The following is a 15,004-nucleotide window of genomic DNA, read 5'->3' as shown; positions in this document are numbered from 1 at the left end:
TGAGCCGGGGCATTCGAGAGAGATCCGTCTGGCATGACCAGCGGCGGAGACCGCGCGCCGCGGCCGGACTCGGAAAGGAGCGGGCAACGGCATGCGTCGGCCCCCGCACCCGGGAAGTAGCGGGTGCGAGGGCCGTTTGTCACAGAGGCGCCCTCATGCGCACGGTCGGGTCAGCTGTCGGCGTTGCGGCGGCGCTTCCACCACACGAGCGCTGCCCCGGCGGCAAGCAGTGCGACGGCGATCCCAGCAACGCCGAGCACCTGGGTGCCGGTGTCGGCGAGACCACCGCTGCCGTTGTCGCCGTCGGCCGGGGGTGTGACCGGGGGCTGCGTGTGGCCGCCTCCTATGGGCGTGGGCCCGGGGGTGTGAGTCGGGCTCGTGGTGGGCTTGTCTCCGCCACCGCCGGTGTGGGTCGGGGTCGGGGTGGGGTGCGGGGTGGGCGTGCCGCCCGCCGCGCTGGAGTTGTCGCCTCCGATCAGCGTGGTCCCGGTGTCCTGGTAGCCGAGTACCTCGTTCCGGGCGCCCAGGGTGACGGAGGGGAGGTTGGGCTTCTCCGCATGGAAGCGGGCCTGGCTGATGGGACGCTGGGGCTGCTTGGTCAGGTCGACACCGCCGACGGTGTACACCCAGACCTCGCCGCCGACGGGGATTTCGTACTTGAAGTCGCCCTCGGTGTAGGACTTCTTCATCTCGCGCCAGACGGTCATCTTGTCCCAGTCGGCGTTCTTGCCGCGCAGGGGCCACCGTTTGACGTTGTTGGAGTTGAGGATCTTGTTGAAGGAGCCGCCGAACGACTTGGGGTTGGCGGTGACGGTCTGGCGGACGTACTCGGCGCCGATGCGCGCCTTGTAGACGCGTCGCAGGTCCGCGTACTTGGGGTCGGTGTTGACCTGCTTCTCCACGACCGGCAGGAGGGCACGCCGGTAGACGTCCATGTTGTGGGTGGTCTGTGCCTTGGTCAGCTTGCACGGCATGCCGCCGGCGGGCTGAGTGGCGTAGTCCTGGGCGACCGTTTTGACCTCGAGCGGGGCGTCCAGGATGTACAGGCCGTCGTCCTCCATGCGTACGACGGCCTTCTTGGGCGTGATCCAGTTCCTCGTCGAGCCCATGCAGGGCTTGCCGTCGACCTTGCTGATCTCGTTCCAGAACCGCTTGCCGGCGTCGGTCTTGGGGTCCTCGGCACGGCCGAAGTCCCGCTTCATCTCCATGTCGGCCTGGAGGAGGACACGACCGGCGTCGGTCTTGTCGAACGGTGCCTTCATGATGGTGTTCGGATCGTCCGGGTTCAGGTTGACCCAGAAGTGGTCCGGGGTGAGAGCGAGCCAGGTGAAGAACGCGTCGTTGATGAGCTGCGCCTTCTCCTTGCCGCCCCAGCCGCCCGTGCCTTCCTCTACGTTCTTGGCGCTGAAGGCGTAGGAGACGTTCCCCGTTTTGGTCTGTCCGATGTAGGACAGGTCGAGGGTGGAGAAGTCGATGCCGCCGTAGGAGCGCATGTTCTGCTGGGCATTGCGGATGAACGGGTTGGCCCGTTCCTGCATGCGGCGAACGTCATTGGGGTTGGGCGGAGACTGGCGGATCACGTTGGTACCGGATCCGAACGACGGCTTGTTCGGGTCCGGGGTCAGCAGGTTCGCGTTCCGTGGTGTCCACTTGCCGGTCTCGAACCGCGGATTCGGAGTGGCGCCGTGCCGGTAGTAGTTGACGCCCGCTTCCCTGTACTTGGCGATCGTCCCGGCGTCGGGCGCCTGACCGGTGATGTAGACGACCTTCCAGCCGCGCTTGACCAGCTCGGCGTCGATCTTGATCTGGCGCGCGTCGTATTTGTCGATGCCGGACTTGATCTCGTAGACGGTCTTGGTGCGCTGGTTGACCGCATCGAAGACCCGGCCGTCCTTCATCGTCTGCTTCCCGAGAACCTGCTCAAGCTCCTTTTGCAGGTCCGGGTTGATGTCCTTCAGGTTCTTCTGGCACAGCCAGTCCACGCCTCCCAGGTCGAAGTACTTCACGACCTCGGATTCGAAGGCGTTGCCCCGCTTGTTGTTGCCCTCGTTACGGGAGTAGACGTTGTTCAGCCACTCGTTGAATGTCCCCGGGTACTTCTTGTCGCCGGCCTGGTTCTCCTCCCAGGTCAGCTTCGCGTTCTCCGGGCTCCCCCACTCGAAGTCCTTCTTCGTCTTTCCCTCGGGGATGTGTATCTCGGCAGGGTCCTTGAGGAGGCCGTAGCCCTGGGCGAGGTTGTCGTAGGAGTAGAAGCGGTCCTCCGCGTTCGGGGTCTTCCACTCGTTCAGTCCGGCCGGCTTGTAGCCGGGCAGCTTGTAGCTGGGCGGCGGCGTCGCACTGGTGCCGTACTTGTCCATGCAGCGGCCCAGCATCGGTTTCGGCGGGGCTGCGTCGGCGTTCTCGTGCATGCCGGGCAGGGGCCCGGTGATCAGCGCGGTCGCGCCGAGGACGACGGCCGTCGCCCGCAGCCATGCGCGGCCACGCATGCCTATCGCAGAATGCATTGATCAGTCCCTCATGGGGGCAGAACCTGTGCGCCAGGGCGGGTCTCGGCCTCGCCGGGCGGGTGTGCTGCACGCCCCCCGTCGGTGCAGTCACACCCCAGCACCCTAGCCACTGGCGTCACGCGGACACAGCAGATACACAGCTTCGGCGTGCCGCAACACAGCATCTCCACAGGCGAGTTGACGGCCCGCAGAGTAGGGTTCGGCCCCATGAGCGACGACTCCTCCCCCGACAGCGAAGCGTCTTTGACCATGTGGCTGGACGAGATCCTCATCGAACTCGGCAAACTCGGAGCGCTCCCGCTGCCCGAGGACTTCGCCGACGACTTCAGCCCCGAATCCCTGCCGGTCCTGGAAGCCGCCGCCCTCGCCCACCAGGAGCGGGGAGGAAACGTCGAGCTCCTCATCCGCGCCCTGGGCGCCTATCTCGGGGAGGCGATCCTGTACACGGCAGGCGGCCACTGGGAGTGCTCGGGATACCCGGCGGACGACCCCGCCGTGATCGTCGACCCCGCGCTCCAGGCCGGACCCGTCTATGTGTGCGGCATCGTGCGTCGCGCCCTGGACGAAGCCACTGGCGGGGTGTTCGCCGAGGAGCACGGGTGGATGCAGATCGCCGCAGACGCGCAGAGGGAGAAGGAGCCGGCGTGGCGGCCGGTGAAGAAGGCGGACGGTGTACGGCGGCCCCAGGACCGTGCGTGACGGGCGCGGACGGCGATCCCTTCTCTACCCCGGGTCCTGGGTCATGAACTCGGTGACCAACTCCGCCGGATTGGCCTCCGAGGTCAGCCGGAACATTGCGTCCGGGTCGAACATGTCGTACAGGATCACCGGAGCCGGCCGTCCCAGTACCTCCGCGATCCGGCCGCTGTCGTGGAGGTGCCGAGCGGCCGCGACGCACACCTCGTAGAACCACTCGACCAGTTGCTCGTGGCGATCGTCGGGCTCATCGTCGTCCTCGTACCAGAGCCCCCGGGACTCCGCCTCCCGCCGGTGCGCGTGTGCACCATCCGGTTCACGCCCTACGATCCTGACCCCTTCAAGCCCCGTTTCCGGGAAGAACGCGTAGCTCCAGCGCGCCTCCCAGGCGTCCGACGCCTGCTCCACCGATTCCGCGGCGTCGGCTTCGGTGGTGTAGCCGATCGCCACGTACGGAAACCGCGGGTCCTGATCGACACTGTCGATGCGGAACGTCACCGCGTAGATCCCGCTGTTGGCCGGAAACGTTCCGACGACCTCGTCGGCGACCCGCTCCACATGCTCCTGGAACGCCATATGACCTCCTCCTCGACCAGGCCGAAGATCATAATGCGCCGCCCGATTCACTCTCGCCGGCGGGAAGTGGGCCCCTCGGAACCGGACGTGTAGCAGTGACCGCGTCCGGCTCGAGCAAGCCCCGAGCGGTGCGCAAATCAGGCGGGCGTGTGCTGTCGTTGACCAGGTCGCGGCCCGGCGACGACAACGTGAAGTCGAACGACTGTGTGACGTACGGGATCAGGACGCCGCGGGCGCCGTCACCGCGGAGGCGTGCCCGGTCTGCTGCGTGACCCTGCACCTCCACCGGCGGCGTCCCGGGCGGCGGTCGGCGCCGGACTGATTGGTGGTGGCCAGCCGGGGACGGGCGGCGGGGCCGGTCAGGGTCTGGATCGAGTAGGTGCCGTCGGTGCGCAGGCCGGGTACACCGACGCCGACATCCGCCGCTGGGGCGAAGAAGGACAAGGCCGAGCTGTGCTTCACGCCGACCTACCCCGCACGGACCTGAGCCCTGGACCGCTCTCATGATGGTGCGTTCCTACTCTTGGCCTACTCACTGCTATCGCCTGGAGATGTGACGATGATTCTGGTGACTGGCGCGAGTGGGAACGTCGGAACGGCTCTCCTCGCTCGTCTTCATGCCGACGGCGTGGCCGCGCGCGCGGCTTACCGTGATCCGGGCACCACGGCTGAGGTGATCAAGTCGGGCGGTCAGGCAGTGACGCTGGATCTGGCCATGCCGGACACGATCGGTCCCGCACTCGACGGCATCGAGGCCGTATTCCTGCTCGGCGCGACGAGTCCCGCCCAAACGACGCACGAACTCAACATGCTGGAAGCAGCCCGTGCGGTGGGTGTTCGGGTGGTGAAGCTGTCGGTCTGGCGGGCCGACGAAGGACTCTCACCGATCGCCCGGCTGCATCGGCCCGTCGAACAGTCGCTGGTCACATCCGGTCTGCCCTGGACGATCCTGCGCCCCAACTTCTATCTGCAGAACTTCCTGCGCCAGCCGTCCATCCGCGAGGCCGGGGAGTTCAGCCTCCCCTTGATCACCGCACCCATAAGCTTCATCGACATCGGAGACATCGCCCGTGTCGCAGCGCGGGTTCTCACCACTGATGGCCACGACGGCCGGGTCTATGCTCTCACCGGGCCGAAGGCACTGACCTATGCCGAAGCCGCCGAAGAGTTTTCCGACGTCCTTGGCAAGCCGGTGCGCTATGTGGGCCTGCCGGACGACGAAGCGCGCGCGGCGATGCTGAGTCGCGGGATGCCCGAGTTCCATGTAGATGCCCTGATAGGAGTTGCCCGCGCTTACCGCGACGGCGGTGCCGACACCGTCACTTCAACCGTGGCCGACCTTACGGGCCGTGAAGCCCTCGGTTTTGCCGATTTCGTGCGCCAGAACCGCTGCTTCTTCGACTGACAGGGCGCCGGTCCGCTGTCCGGCCGGGCAACCGGCGGCTGTGGCGCCTGCCTAGTGAGCCGTACGCCGTCCTGGCCACCAGGACGGGCGGCTGGAGAGCCGATCGGATCGTCCGGGATGCTGCGATGCCCGGACGGTGATTCCTTGGTACGGGCACGTCCTGGTCTCCGGCTGTTGGTCGGCGATCAGGTGCGGCCTGTCGACGCATGATCAAGGAGGCTGTCATGGTCAACGCTCCGGACAAGACGCTCGGCGGCAAGGTCGCCTTCGTCGGCGGCGCATCCCGCAATCTCGGCGGACTGATCAGCACCACCCTGGGCGCCGAGGGCGCGAAGGTGGCCATCCACTACAACAGCGACTCCTCCCGTGCCAAGGCCGAGGACGTGGTCGCGCAGATCAATGCCGGACCTGGTCAGGCGTTCGCCATCCAGGCCGATCTGACGAAGCCTGCCGAGGTCGAACGGGTCTTCGATGAGGTCGTCGGCCGGTTCGGGAAGCTCGACTACAGCATCAACACCGCCGGTATGGTGCTGAAGAAGCCCCTGTCGGAGATCACCGAACAGGAGTACGACCGGATGTTCGCGGTCAACTCCAAGGCCGCGTTCTTCGTGATGCGCGAAGCGGCTCGCAGGATCGAGAACGGCGGCAAGATCATCACGATTGTCACCTCGTTGCTGGCCGCCTACACCGGCTTGTACTCCTGCTACGCCGGCAGCAAGGCTCCGGTTGAGCATTTCACCCGTGCGCTGTCCAAGGAGCTGTTCGGCCGGAACGTTTCGGTGAACAACATCGCGCCGGGGCCGATGGACACCTCGTTCTTCTACCCGGCTGAGGACGACGACTCCATCGCCTACCACAAATCCTCGGCCATGAACGGCGACCTCACCAAGATCGAGGACATCGTCCCGTGGGTGCGCCACCTGCTCACCGATGGCTGGTGGGCCAACGGCCAGACCGTGTTCATCAATGGCGGCTACACCACTCGTTGACCTGACTCCGTTCGGGTGCTTCGGGACCCCGCAGAGGTCGAGGCCTTCGCCGATCCGGGTGCCGACGTCGTAGACCTGCCTGTCGTCCGGTTCCGGCTCACGGGACCGCGTCTGGAGACGGCGGGCGCAGCGACGACGGACCTCCACCAGCCGCTGACGCCCTCACCAGGGACTCAGCCCCGCCAGCCCCGTCACGGACGTGGAACGTCGACCCCGACAACGACGTCTCAGATGGAAAGTCGATCAACTGTTGCAGTCATCCGCCTCATTGGAGATTTTTCCAAGCCTCGGACCAAGGGTGGCTGCGCAGGGGGGAAGGAAGAGAATCGATGAAGTCGACCAGTACCCGGCGGCGCCTTGCCGGGACCGCGGTCACCGCCCTGATGGTCGGTGCGGGTGTCCTCGCGGCGGCTCCCACGGCTACGGCGAAGGCCAATATGCTGACCATCGACAAGGTGTCGTTTCACAAGCCGAACGTACAGGTGAAGGTCACCTACTCCTGTGACCCTGGCCTGGACCACGAGCTCGTGGCCAACGCCAGGACGCTCGACACGGGCAGCCATCGCGAGGGGAACGCCGCCGGCACCATCAAGAAGGACAAGCTCGTCTGTGACTTCCGCAATCACACCACCCAGGTGAACATGCGCCTGGCCCAGGGCACGTACTTCGTCAAGGGAGACAAGATCGAGGTCAGCGTCTTCTACTTCGACAACGACGGGTTCAGCTACGCCCGCGAGGCAACCGTCGCCGTTCTGTGAGCGGACTTGCGCCGAGTGACGTCCGCACGTGACGTCGGCGCCACGAAGGTGGGCCGCCCCATCAGGGGTGGCCCACCTTTGCGTTGAGTGCCTCGGTTGGCTGGGCGGTCCGATTCAACGATCGTCAGGTCAGCAGGTGTCGGACTGGGAGGCGGATTCCTGGACGGGACGGACACGCTGGGCGGTTGTCGCTCAAAGTAACGGCGTAGTACTACGTTGGCTGACATCATCGACTTCACTCGCGAAAGCTCTCGACGACAGGTGGGCGGCGAGGCTTTTTGGCATTCGCACGCTGAGGGCGGTGCGGCCTGTCCGTGAAACGCTTGGGGGCGCCGTCGATGATTTGGCTTCACCACACCTGGTTGGCTGATTACGTGTTACCCGCTGCCGTGAGCGCGGCCATCGCGTGGGTGGGGCTGGCACGCGAGTTCTCCGGCAAGGGGCGGTTGCTGGGCAGCTGGGCGTCGTCTTCTCTGGTGCTGCTCGTGCTGGCGCTGATGGGCGCGGTGGCGGCCGGCGCGGTGGTGCTGCTGCCGCACGCGGCGTCGATCCCTCCGGTGATTGCGGGTGCCGCGACGGGGGCCACCGCGTTGCCGCGGCGCAAACAGGACGAGACAGCGCAGCCCTACGTCAAGTTCATGACCCTCGGCATCGCCCTGGTCAGGGAGCGACTGGTGCAGCGTGTGCACCTCGACGCATGCACCTGGTCGGACGACTTTCTTCGCGGCATTGAAACGTCTGCCCAGCTCAGGGTGTTCGTCCACGATCTCAAGCTGTACCTGCTGGAGCGGCATCCGATCGCTGCCGAGACCAAGACGATCAACGCCATCTACGCGGATGTGGAGACGGCGATTGACGTGGCACTGGACGTCCAGACAGGGATCGACGAGGCGTGCCGTCAGGCCGAGCGTGAACCGACGGGTGATGAACTCGTTGCCCGGCGCCAGGCATTCGGCACCGCCCTCGCGCAGTGCGGACATCTGCTGCGCTTCGCGTACGTCCACGGTCGCCGTAGCCAGAACGAAGAGTTCCAGACCCTGCGTGCCAAGGCGATGTCCAACGACGCGTTCCACAGTCCGGCTCTGCCGCCGCAGCGTCGCTGGTTCGACCGCTGGCTCACCCGCTGAAAGAAGGCGGGCCAGCCGTGAGCGGGATGACCTCGCGACACACGTGCCGGTGCCGCGGCTCAGCGATGGGCCGGGAGTCCGCTGCTTCTGATGGGCGATGCATCCGTGCTGCCGCTGCCTTTGGCGTCCGCCGACTGCGGCCGGGCACGGAATGTGATCTGGACGTCGGCATCCAGCGCCTCCGCTACGGCGGCGAGTGTCCTGACGGTCAGGTTCGCATCGCCGGACATGATCTGACTGACACGACCCGGGCTGACGCCCATGGCCGCCGCCAGATCGGAGCGGGTCTTGCCCTGTCCCGCCAGCAGGCCGGCGAGGGAGGCCGTCGCCTGTCTCGCTATCCGGGAAGCAGCTGAGGTCGTGCGGCTCTCGTCACGGGCAAAAATGCCCATGATTCACCCCCAACTCATGGAGAGACAACGCTCGTTGCCACTCCATCAGCATGCCACCTTTAGCTATGACTAAAAACCCGGTCGGCGAGGAATCTACGCCCAGCACCCCCCATCCAAGGTGCTGACCTGCGGTAGCCCACCGTGAAACCGGCGCAAAATCACTCGCTTGGGGGATCGGCGGCGAGTTGACTGGCACGAGTCCGGACAGGGTTGGGCCGAGTTCAGGGGGAAAGCGTGGCGGGGAAGCGTACGGCAGTCGTGGCATGTGTCGCGGCGCTCATGGCGTGCGGGGTGGGCGAGGTGCCGGCCGGCGCGCATCCGGCGGGCGGCGGCTACACGGCGGGGGAGCTGAAGCGGGATCTGGCGGCGGTACGGGCAGCCGGCGGCGGCGATGTGAACGTGGTGGCCCGGGTGGACGGGCCGGGCAGCGCTGTGCTGCGGGCCAGGTACGGGACCGCAGGCGTGGGCTCGACCGCGCCCGTGCCGTGGGACCCGGAGTTTCGGGCGGCAAGCACCAGCAAGACGTTCACGGCGGTGGTGGTGCTCCAACTGGCCGCGGAGGGACGGCTTTCGCTGGACGACACGGTGGAACGATGGCTGCCCGGGGTGGTTCGAGGCCACGGCAACGACGGCTCGCGGATCACCGTACGCGACCTGCTCCAGCACACCAGCGGAATCTACGACTACATCACCGATCCCGGCGTCCAGGACAAGCTGCTGAACCATTTCGACGAGAACCGGTACGACGCCACCCCGCCGTCCCAACTCGTCGCGATCGCAATGCGACACGCCCCGCTCTTCACCCCACCGGCGAGCGGTTCGCCGCGCCGGTGGGCGTACTCGAACACCAACTACCTGCTGGCTGCGATGATCGCGGAGAAGGCGGGCGGCGCGGACTGGCGGGAGCTGGTCGAGCACCGGATCATCGCACCGCTTGGCCTGAGGCACACCTACATCCCCGGCGAGAACCCGTATCTCATCGGCCCGCACGAGCGGGTGACCATCAACGGCCCCGGAGGTGAACCGGTGGACCTGACCGAGGAGAGCTACCAGCACACCGCGGACTCCGGAGTGGTGAGCACCCCGTCGGACCTCGACACGTTCTTCCGCTCCCTGGCCTCCGGGCGGCTGCTGCCCGCCACGCAGTGGGCGCTGATGCGGCAGACGGTCGCGTACGACGACCTGCCGGTACCGCCCGCGGGCAAGCAGGGTGGATACGGACTCGGGCTGCGGGTCGTGCCCCTGACCTGCGGGGGCGTCTACTACATGCACGAGGGCGATGGATTCGGGGTGTACGGACGGCCGGCGGTCGGCGCGGACGGCAGGCGGGCGGTCACCCTGTCGGTGACATCCACCACCGCGCTCGTCGACGAGGACCGGCTCAACAAGGCCGTGCAGACCCTCACCGACCATGCGCTGTGCGCGGTCCGGCACTGAAAACGCCGGACGGACATCACGCGTCCAGATCCCTGACGGGGTCGCTCATTCCTGTTTGCCTCGGCAGGCTTCCGCGATGGACAGCGCGGTGACGGACGTTCACCGCCCGCCCCGGTTGGCTTCGGACACACCTCGAGGCCGGGACCGCCGGCCGGCCGGGGCACGGGCGCCGAAGACACCGGCTGTGAACTTCGCTCTCAGAAACTGCGGTTGGCCTCGTTGACATGCCGTTAGCTCAGGCGTTTCACTCGACTCTCGTGCATGGCAACGTTGTCAGACCGTCCGAAGCGGTCGGCACCGTTGCCGGTCACCGACGTCCCCGTCCTTCGAAACGTCACCACCTGTGCGAAGCACGAACCGCTGCGGAGGCAACCGATGGTCCGACCCCGACGTTCAGCTGCGCCACGTAACCGCAAAAGACTCCGGCAACGCCTGGCCGTGATCTCCGTCCTGGGCATCGCGGCACTCCCGCTCCCGGCGATCGGGGACGCCCACGCCGCGAGCGCCGCACCACCGGCCCTGGTGAAGGACCCCGCGTCCCTCGTCAACCCCCTCATCGGCACCTCCGGAGAGGTGGACACGTTCCCCGGCCCCGACATGCCGGCCGGCATGGTGCAGTGGGGTCCCGACACGACGCCCGACCGCCCCTCCGGCGGCGGCTACGAGTACAACGACGACAAAATATCGGGCTTCAGCCTCACCCACGTCTCGGGACCCGGCTGCGGCGTAGCGGGAGACCTGCCCATCCTGCCGGTGACCGGCACGCTGTCGGGCAACCTCGGCAACGCATCCGTCGGCTTCAGACACGACGACGAGCAGACCGGCATCGGGTACTACAAGGTCACCGACGCGGGCGGGGTCACGACCCAGCTGACCGACACCACCCGCGCCGGCCTGGGCACCTTCACATTCCCCGCGGGCCGCCAGGCGAACCTGCTGTTCAAGCTCAGCGGCGGCGCCACACAGGTGGACGCCACCCGCGTCCAGGTGGTGAACAAGAAGGAGATCACCGGCTCGATCGACAGCGGTCACTTCTGCGGCGCGAACAACCGCTACACCCTGCACTTCGACATCAAGTTCGACCAGCCGTTCACCGCCAGCGGCACCTGGGTCGGCAGCACCATCAACCCCGACGCGACGTCGCTGAAAGCGGGCAGGGCCCGGCAGAACCTGCAGGCACACCCGTCAAAGCCGCTGAAGGAAAAGCACTTCACCGTGCCCGCCACCCCGTCCCCGACCGTACACGGGAGCGCCGCGAGCAAGTCCGTCCAGCCCCCCACGACGGGCGCGAACGGCATGTACCTGACGTTCGACACCTCCTCCCGTACGACGGTGAGAGCAAAGGTCGGCATCTCCTACACCAGTGACGCCAACGCGGCGGACAACCTCGCCACCGAGGTCGAGAACTGGAACTTCGACGCCGTCGAACAGGCGAACCACGACGCCTGGAACGCGGTGCTGAACAAGATCCAGATCGGCGGCGGCTCCTCGGACCAGCAGGTGCAGTTCTACACCGCGCTTTACCACGCGCTGCTGCACCCGAACGTCTTCTCCGACGACAACGGCCAGTACATGGGCATGGACAACCAGATCCATGAGCTGGCCAAGGGCCAGCAGGCCCAGTACGCGAACTACTCGGGCTGGGACACCTACCGCTCCCAGACCCAGCTGATGGCGATGGTCGAACCCAAGGTCACCAGCGACGTCGTCACCTCGATGCTCAACGGCTACGACCAGACGGGCCTGCTGCCCAAATGGGCCTCGAACAACGGCGAGAGCTACGTCATGGTCGGTGACCCGGCCGCCGGCATCATCGCCGACGCGTACGCCTTCGGCGCCCGGAGCTTCGATGCGGGCAAGGCGCTCGCCGCCCTGCAGCACGAGGCCACCGCACCGAACAACGACCGGCCGGGCGAGTCGGTGCGGGACACCAGGGGCTACCTCCCGCTGGACGAGAACGACTACGGCTGCTGCAACTTCTACGGCCCGGTGTCCACGCAGCTCGAGTACGACTCCGCCGACTACGCCCTCGCCGCCTTCGCGAAGTCGCTGGGCAAGACGACCGTCTACAACAAGTTCGCCACCCGCGCCCAGGACTGGATGAACGTCTTCAACCCGCAGACCGGCTACATGCAGGCGAAGAACAAGGACGGCCAGTTCGCGGGCGGTTTCACCCCGGGGACCTCCAACGGTTTCGTGGAGGGCACGTCGGCCCAGTACACGCCGATGGTCCCGTTCAACCTGCGGCAGCTCATCCAGGCGCGCGGCGGTGACAAGGCGTACTCGTCCTTCCTGGACAGCCTGCTCGACAACATCACCAACCCCGGCAACACCAACGCCAACCTGAGCAACGAGCCCAGTGTGGAGATCCCGTGGGAGTACGACTACACGGGCCAGCCGTGGAAGACCCAGGAGGCCGTCCGCAAGGCCCAGCAGAACCTGTACTTCAACGCTCCGGTCGGCTCGTTCGGCAACGACGACCTCGGCGCGATGAGCTCCTGGTACGTCTGGTCCGAGCTCGGCATGTACCCCGAGACCCCGGGCACGGACACCCTGGCGCTCGGCAGCCCGGCGTTCCCGGTGGCCGAGGTGAGCCTGACAGGCGGCAAGACGGTGCAGATCAACGCGCCGCAGGCGGCACCCGGGGCCCCGTACGTGCAGTCCCTCGACGTCAAGGGCAAGGAGTGGAGAACCTCCTGGCTGACGTACCAGCAGTTCAAGGGCGCGGGTACGGTCGACTTCACCCTCGGCACCCAGCCCGACAAGTCCTGGGCCTCCGACCCGTCGGCGGTGCCGCCGTCGGACACCACGGGCGGCGACCGCGTCCTGGCCGCGACCGGCCCCTCCAGCGACGGCCTGGTGCTCCAACCGGGCGCGTCCGGTGACGGCACGCTCGACCTCACCAACCTCGGCAGCAAGGACGTCACCGTCGACTGGAAGGCGACGGCACCCTCCGGCGTCACGCTCGATCCCGCGTCCGGCTCGGTGGAGGTGCCCGCCTCGGGCAGCGTCGAGGCGAGGGTCCACGTGACGGCGGGCACGAGCGAAGGAACGTTTCCGGTCACCTTCGCGCTGACCGACCACAGCACCGGGGCGGCACTGAGCGGGGCAGCCCTCCGCGTGGCCGTGGCCAAGGCCGGCGAGCTGTGGCCGTACGACACCAACGAAGGCATCTACCCCGATGGCACGAGCTTCTCGGGCGGCTTCGACGCAGACGGCTGGGCGTTCTCGCAGAACGCCCTTTCGGCGGCCGGCGTCACGAACGGCTCCACCGTCACGGTCGACGGCATCTCCTACACATGGCCGACGGTGACGGCCGGTCACCTGGACAACCTGGAGATGGCCGGCCAGACCATCCCGATGCCGGCCGGCACGTCGGGTGCGTCGCTGGGCCTGCTGGGCACGGCGGCCAACGCACCGACCGACGGCAGCGGGGTCTCGGGCACGATGACCGTCACCTATACCGACGGCACCACCTCGAAGGCGACGGTCGGCTTCTCGGACTGGACGCTCAACGCCGGTTCCAGCAAGCCGATCGCGGGTGACACCACGGCCGTCACGACGGGCTACCGGAACACCGGCAGCGGGGGCCGGGACGGCGTGAAGACCTACGTCTTCGCCACCAAGGTCCCGCTCGACGCGTCCAAGCAGGTGGCATCGATCACCCTGCCGGTGACGGGCTCGACAGGCAGCGACCACCTGTTCGCCTACGGCTTCGGCCAGTGAGACCCGGCAGACACTGACGGCGGGGGCCGGTTCCCGGGGGCGCGAGCCGCGGGGACCGGCCTGGCTTCGCGGGGCCCGTGCCTGAGCCCGTCGTCGCCGATCGCGTCGCCGGGTGGGCGGCTTGCCCGACGTGAGAGGGGACGGGATCGGTGTGAGACTGGGCGGGAAGGGGTGATCCCCGTGCCGGACCCATCGCACGCGTCCTCCGGTCCCGACACCGCCGTCGACGAGAATCGACTGGCAGAGCTGATGATCGAGGCGCAGACTGCCCTGCCATTCGAACTGCCCGCCCTGGCGAACCGGTGTGCCTCGGCCCTGGGCCTGGACACCGCGCTGATCTACCTCGTCGACCTGCAACAACAACTGCTCGTCCCCCTCGACGAGGCCTTGGATCCGCTGCCGGTGGACCGCTCGCCGGCCGGCCGGGCGTACCGCACGGTCTCCCCGCGGGTGGCCGAGGCCGACGACGCCTTGACCGTCTGGATGCCGATGGTCGACGGTGCGGAGCGGCTGGGCGTGCTGGCGGTGAGGACCGCCTCGCTCGACGAGGTGTGGATGCGCCGCAGCCGGATGCTGGCCCATCTGTCCGCCATGCTGATCACCTCCAAGCGCGCCTACAGCGACTGGCTCGCCGCCCGCTCCCGCACCGCGCCCATGCAGTTGCCGGCCGAGATGCTGCGGGCCTTCCTGCCACCCCACACCGTCGGCAGCAGAAGGTGCGTCTCGACCGCGGTCCTGGAACCGGCGTACGACATCGCCGGCGACGCCTACGACCACTCGGTGGTCAAGAACGTGCTGCACACCATGATCCTCGACTCCATGGGGCACGATCTGACCGCCGGCCTGACCACGTCGGTCGCCATGGCGGCGGCGCGCAACGCCCGCCGCGGCGGTGGCGACCTGGACGACATCGTCGCCTCCGTCGACCAGGCGCTCGCCCAGTGGCTGCCCGACCACTTCTGCACCGGCGTGCTGTGCCGGCTCGACGCCGTGACCGGGGTGCTGCGCTGGGTCAACTGCGGTCACCCGCCACCGCTGCTGATCCGTGCCGAGCGGGTGCTCGCCGGAGCGCTGGACAGCCCCCCACAGCCGCCGATCGGCCTGGCCGGCTCACTCGCCCCGGCCGTTCGGCAGGTGCACGAGACGGCCCTGAAACCGGGCGATTGCGTTCTGCTCTACACCGACGGTGTCGTGGAGGCCCGCGACGCGGACGGTGCGGAGTTCGGCCTCGACCGGTTCACCGACTTCATCATCCGCTCCAACGCCGCGGGCCAGCGCCCGGCCGAGGTGCTGCGGCTGCTCATCCACGCCATCCTCGACTACCAGCGCAACCAACTGCGGGACGACGTGACCATCCTGCTCTTCGAATGGCATCCGCAGCAGTGGTGACG

The 15,004-nt window shown here is 67.5% G+C and carries 11 protein-coding genes and 1 pseudogene; 8 read left to right on the top strand and 4 right to left on the bottom strand.

Features of this window, described 5'->3' with window-relative positions:
• Positions 1 to 170: 170 nt before the first annotated feature.
• Positions 171 to 2,504 carry an LPXTG cell wall anchor domain-containing protein gene (locus ACWC0C_RS09400; protein WP_450862854.1) on the bottom strand — a complete coding sequence of 778 codons (2,334 nt, stop codon included), beginning with the start codon at positions 2,502 to 2,504 and terminating at the stop codon, positions 171 to 173.
• A gap of 210 nt (positions 2,505 to 2,714) precedes the next feature.
• Between ACWC0C_RS09400 and ACWC0C_RS09395 the strand changes: the two genes are divergently transcribed.
• A complete protein-coding gene (locus ACWC0C_RS09395; protein ID WP_450862853.1) occupies positions 2,715 to 3,206 on the top strand; it encodes a hypothetical protein in 492 nt (163 codons plus the stop codon).
• A gap of 24 nt (positions 3,207 to 3,230) precedes the next feature.
• On the opposite strand, the gene ACWC0C_RS09390 is transcribed toward ACWC0C_RS09395, so the two are convergent.
• Positions 3,231 to 3,761 carry a hypothetical protein gene (locus tag ACWC0C_RS09390; RefSeq protein WP_450862852.1) on the bottom strand — a complete coding sequence of 177 codons (531 nt, stop codon included), beginning with the start codon at positions 3,759 to 3,761 and terminating at the stop codon, positions 3,231 to 3,233.
• 237 nt (positions 3,762 to 3,998) lie between these two features.
• A pseudogene (locus ACWC0C_RS09385) lies at positions 3,999 to 4,181 on the bottom strand (hypothetical protein); the annotation flags it as partial.
• Between the two features lie 157 nt (positions 4,182 to 4,338).
• On the opposite strand from ACWC0C_RS09385, the gene ACWC0C_RS09380 reads away from it, so the two are divergent.
• The 4 genes from ACWC0C_RS09380 (at position 4,339) to ACWC0C_RS09365 (ending at position 8,058) form a co-directional block, all read left to right on the top strand.
• Positions 4,339 to 5,184: an SDR family oxidoreductase gene (locus tag ACWC0C_RS09380; RefSeq protein WP_450863178.1), complete on the top strand. Its 846-nt coding sequence runs from the start codon at positions 4,339 to 4,341 to the stop codon at positions 5,182 to 5,184.
• Between the two features lie 224 nt (positions 5,185 to 5,408).
• A complete protein-coding gene (locus ACWC0C_RS09375; protein WP_450862850.1) occupies positions 5,409 to 6,173 on the top strand; it encodes an SDR family oxidoreductase in 765 nt (254 codons plus the stop codon).
• Positions 6,174 to 6,502: 329 nt separating this feature from the next.
• Positions 6,503 to 6,931 (top strand): hypothetical protein, encoded by a 429-nt coding sequence (locus ACWC0C_RS09370; RefSeq protein WP_450862848.1) that lies wholly within the window; start codon positions 6,503 to 6,505, stop codon positions 6,929 to 6,931.
• 362 nt (positions 6,932 to 7,293) lie between these two features.
• Complete coding sequence (locus ACWC0C_RS09365) at positions 7,294 to 8,058, top strand: hypothetical protein (protein WP_450862847.1); 765 nt, start codon at positions 7,294 to 7,296, stop codon at positions 8,056 to 8,058.
• Between the two features lie 59 nt (positions 8,059 to 8,117).
• Here the strand turns inward: ACWC0C_RS09365 and ACWC0C_RS09360 are convergent, their stop codons facing one another.
• On the bottom strand, positions 8,118 to 8,450 hold the full coding sequence (locus ACWC0C_RS09360) for a helix-turn-helix domain-containing protein (protein ID WP_450862845.1): 333 nt from the start codon (positions 8,448 to 8,450) through the stop codon (positions 8,118 to 8,120).
• 234 nt (positions 8,451 to 8,684) lie between these two features.
• Here ACWC0C_RS09360 and ACWC0C_RS09355 point away from each other — a divergent pair, with 234 nt between their 5' ends.
• The 3 genes from ACWC0C_RS09355 to ACWC0C_RS09345 all read left to right on the top strand — a co-directional run bounded on the left by ACWC0C_RS09355 (position 8,685) and on the right by ACWC0C_RS09345 (position 15,002).
• Complete coding sequence (locus tag ACWC0C_RS09355; RefSeq protein ID WP_450862843.1) at positions 8,685 to 9,887, top strand: serine hydrolase domain-containing protein; 1,203 nt, start codon at positions 8,685 to 8,687, stop codon at positions 9,885 to 9,887.
• A 438-nt stretch (positions 9,888 to 10,325) separates the two neighbouring features.
• The gene (locus ACWC0C_RS09350; protein ID WP_450862842.1) at positions 10,326 to 13,613 is read left to right on the top strand and encodes a lectin; all 3,288 of its coding nucleotides are present in this window, start codon (positions 10,326 to 10,328) and stop codon (positions 13,611 to 13,613) included.
• A gap of 171 nt (positions 13,614 to 13,784) precedes the next feature.
• A complete protein-coding gene (locus ACWC0C_RS09345) occupies positions 13,785 to 15,002 on the top strand; it encodes a PP2C family protein-serine/threonine phosphatase (protein WP_450862841.1) in 1,218 nt (405 codons plus the stop codon).
• The last annotated feature ends 2 nt before the right edge of the window (positions 15,003 to 15,004 follow it).

This window comes from Streptomyces sp. NPDC001709, assembly GCF_053596375.1.
The sequence above is the reverse complement of the archived record's forward strand: the minus strand, read 5'-3'. Positions and strand labels throughout refer to the sequence as shown.

Coding starts and splice junctions, on each gene's coding strand:
- ACWC0C_RS09380 (WP_450863178.1), top strand. CDS start 4,339: ATGATTCTGGTGACTGGCGCGAGTGGGAACGTCGGAACGGCTCTCCTC.
- ACWC0C_RS09360 (WP_450862845.1), bottom strand. CDS start 8,450: ATGGGCATTTTTGCCCGTGACGAGAGCCGCACGACCTCAGCTGCTTCC.
- ACWC0C_RS09400 (WP_450862854.1), bottom strand. CDS start 2,504: ATGCATTCTGCGATAGGCATGCGTGGCCGCGCATGGCTGCGGGCGACG.
- ACWC0C_RS09375 (WP_450862850.1), top strand. CDS start 5,409: ATGGTCAACGCTCCGGACAAGACGCTCGGCGGCAAGGTCGCCTTCGTC.
- ACWC0C_RS09370 (WP_450862848.1), top strand. CDS start 6,503: ATGAAGTCGACCAGTACCCGGCGGCGCCTTGCCGGGACCGCGGTCACC.
- ACWC0C_RS09395 (WP_450862853.1), top strand. CDS start 2,715: ATGAGCGACGACTCCTCCCCCGACAGCGAAGCGTCTTTGACCATGTGG.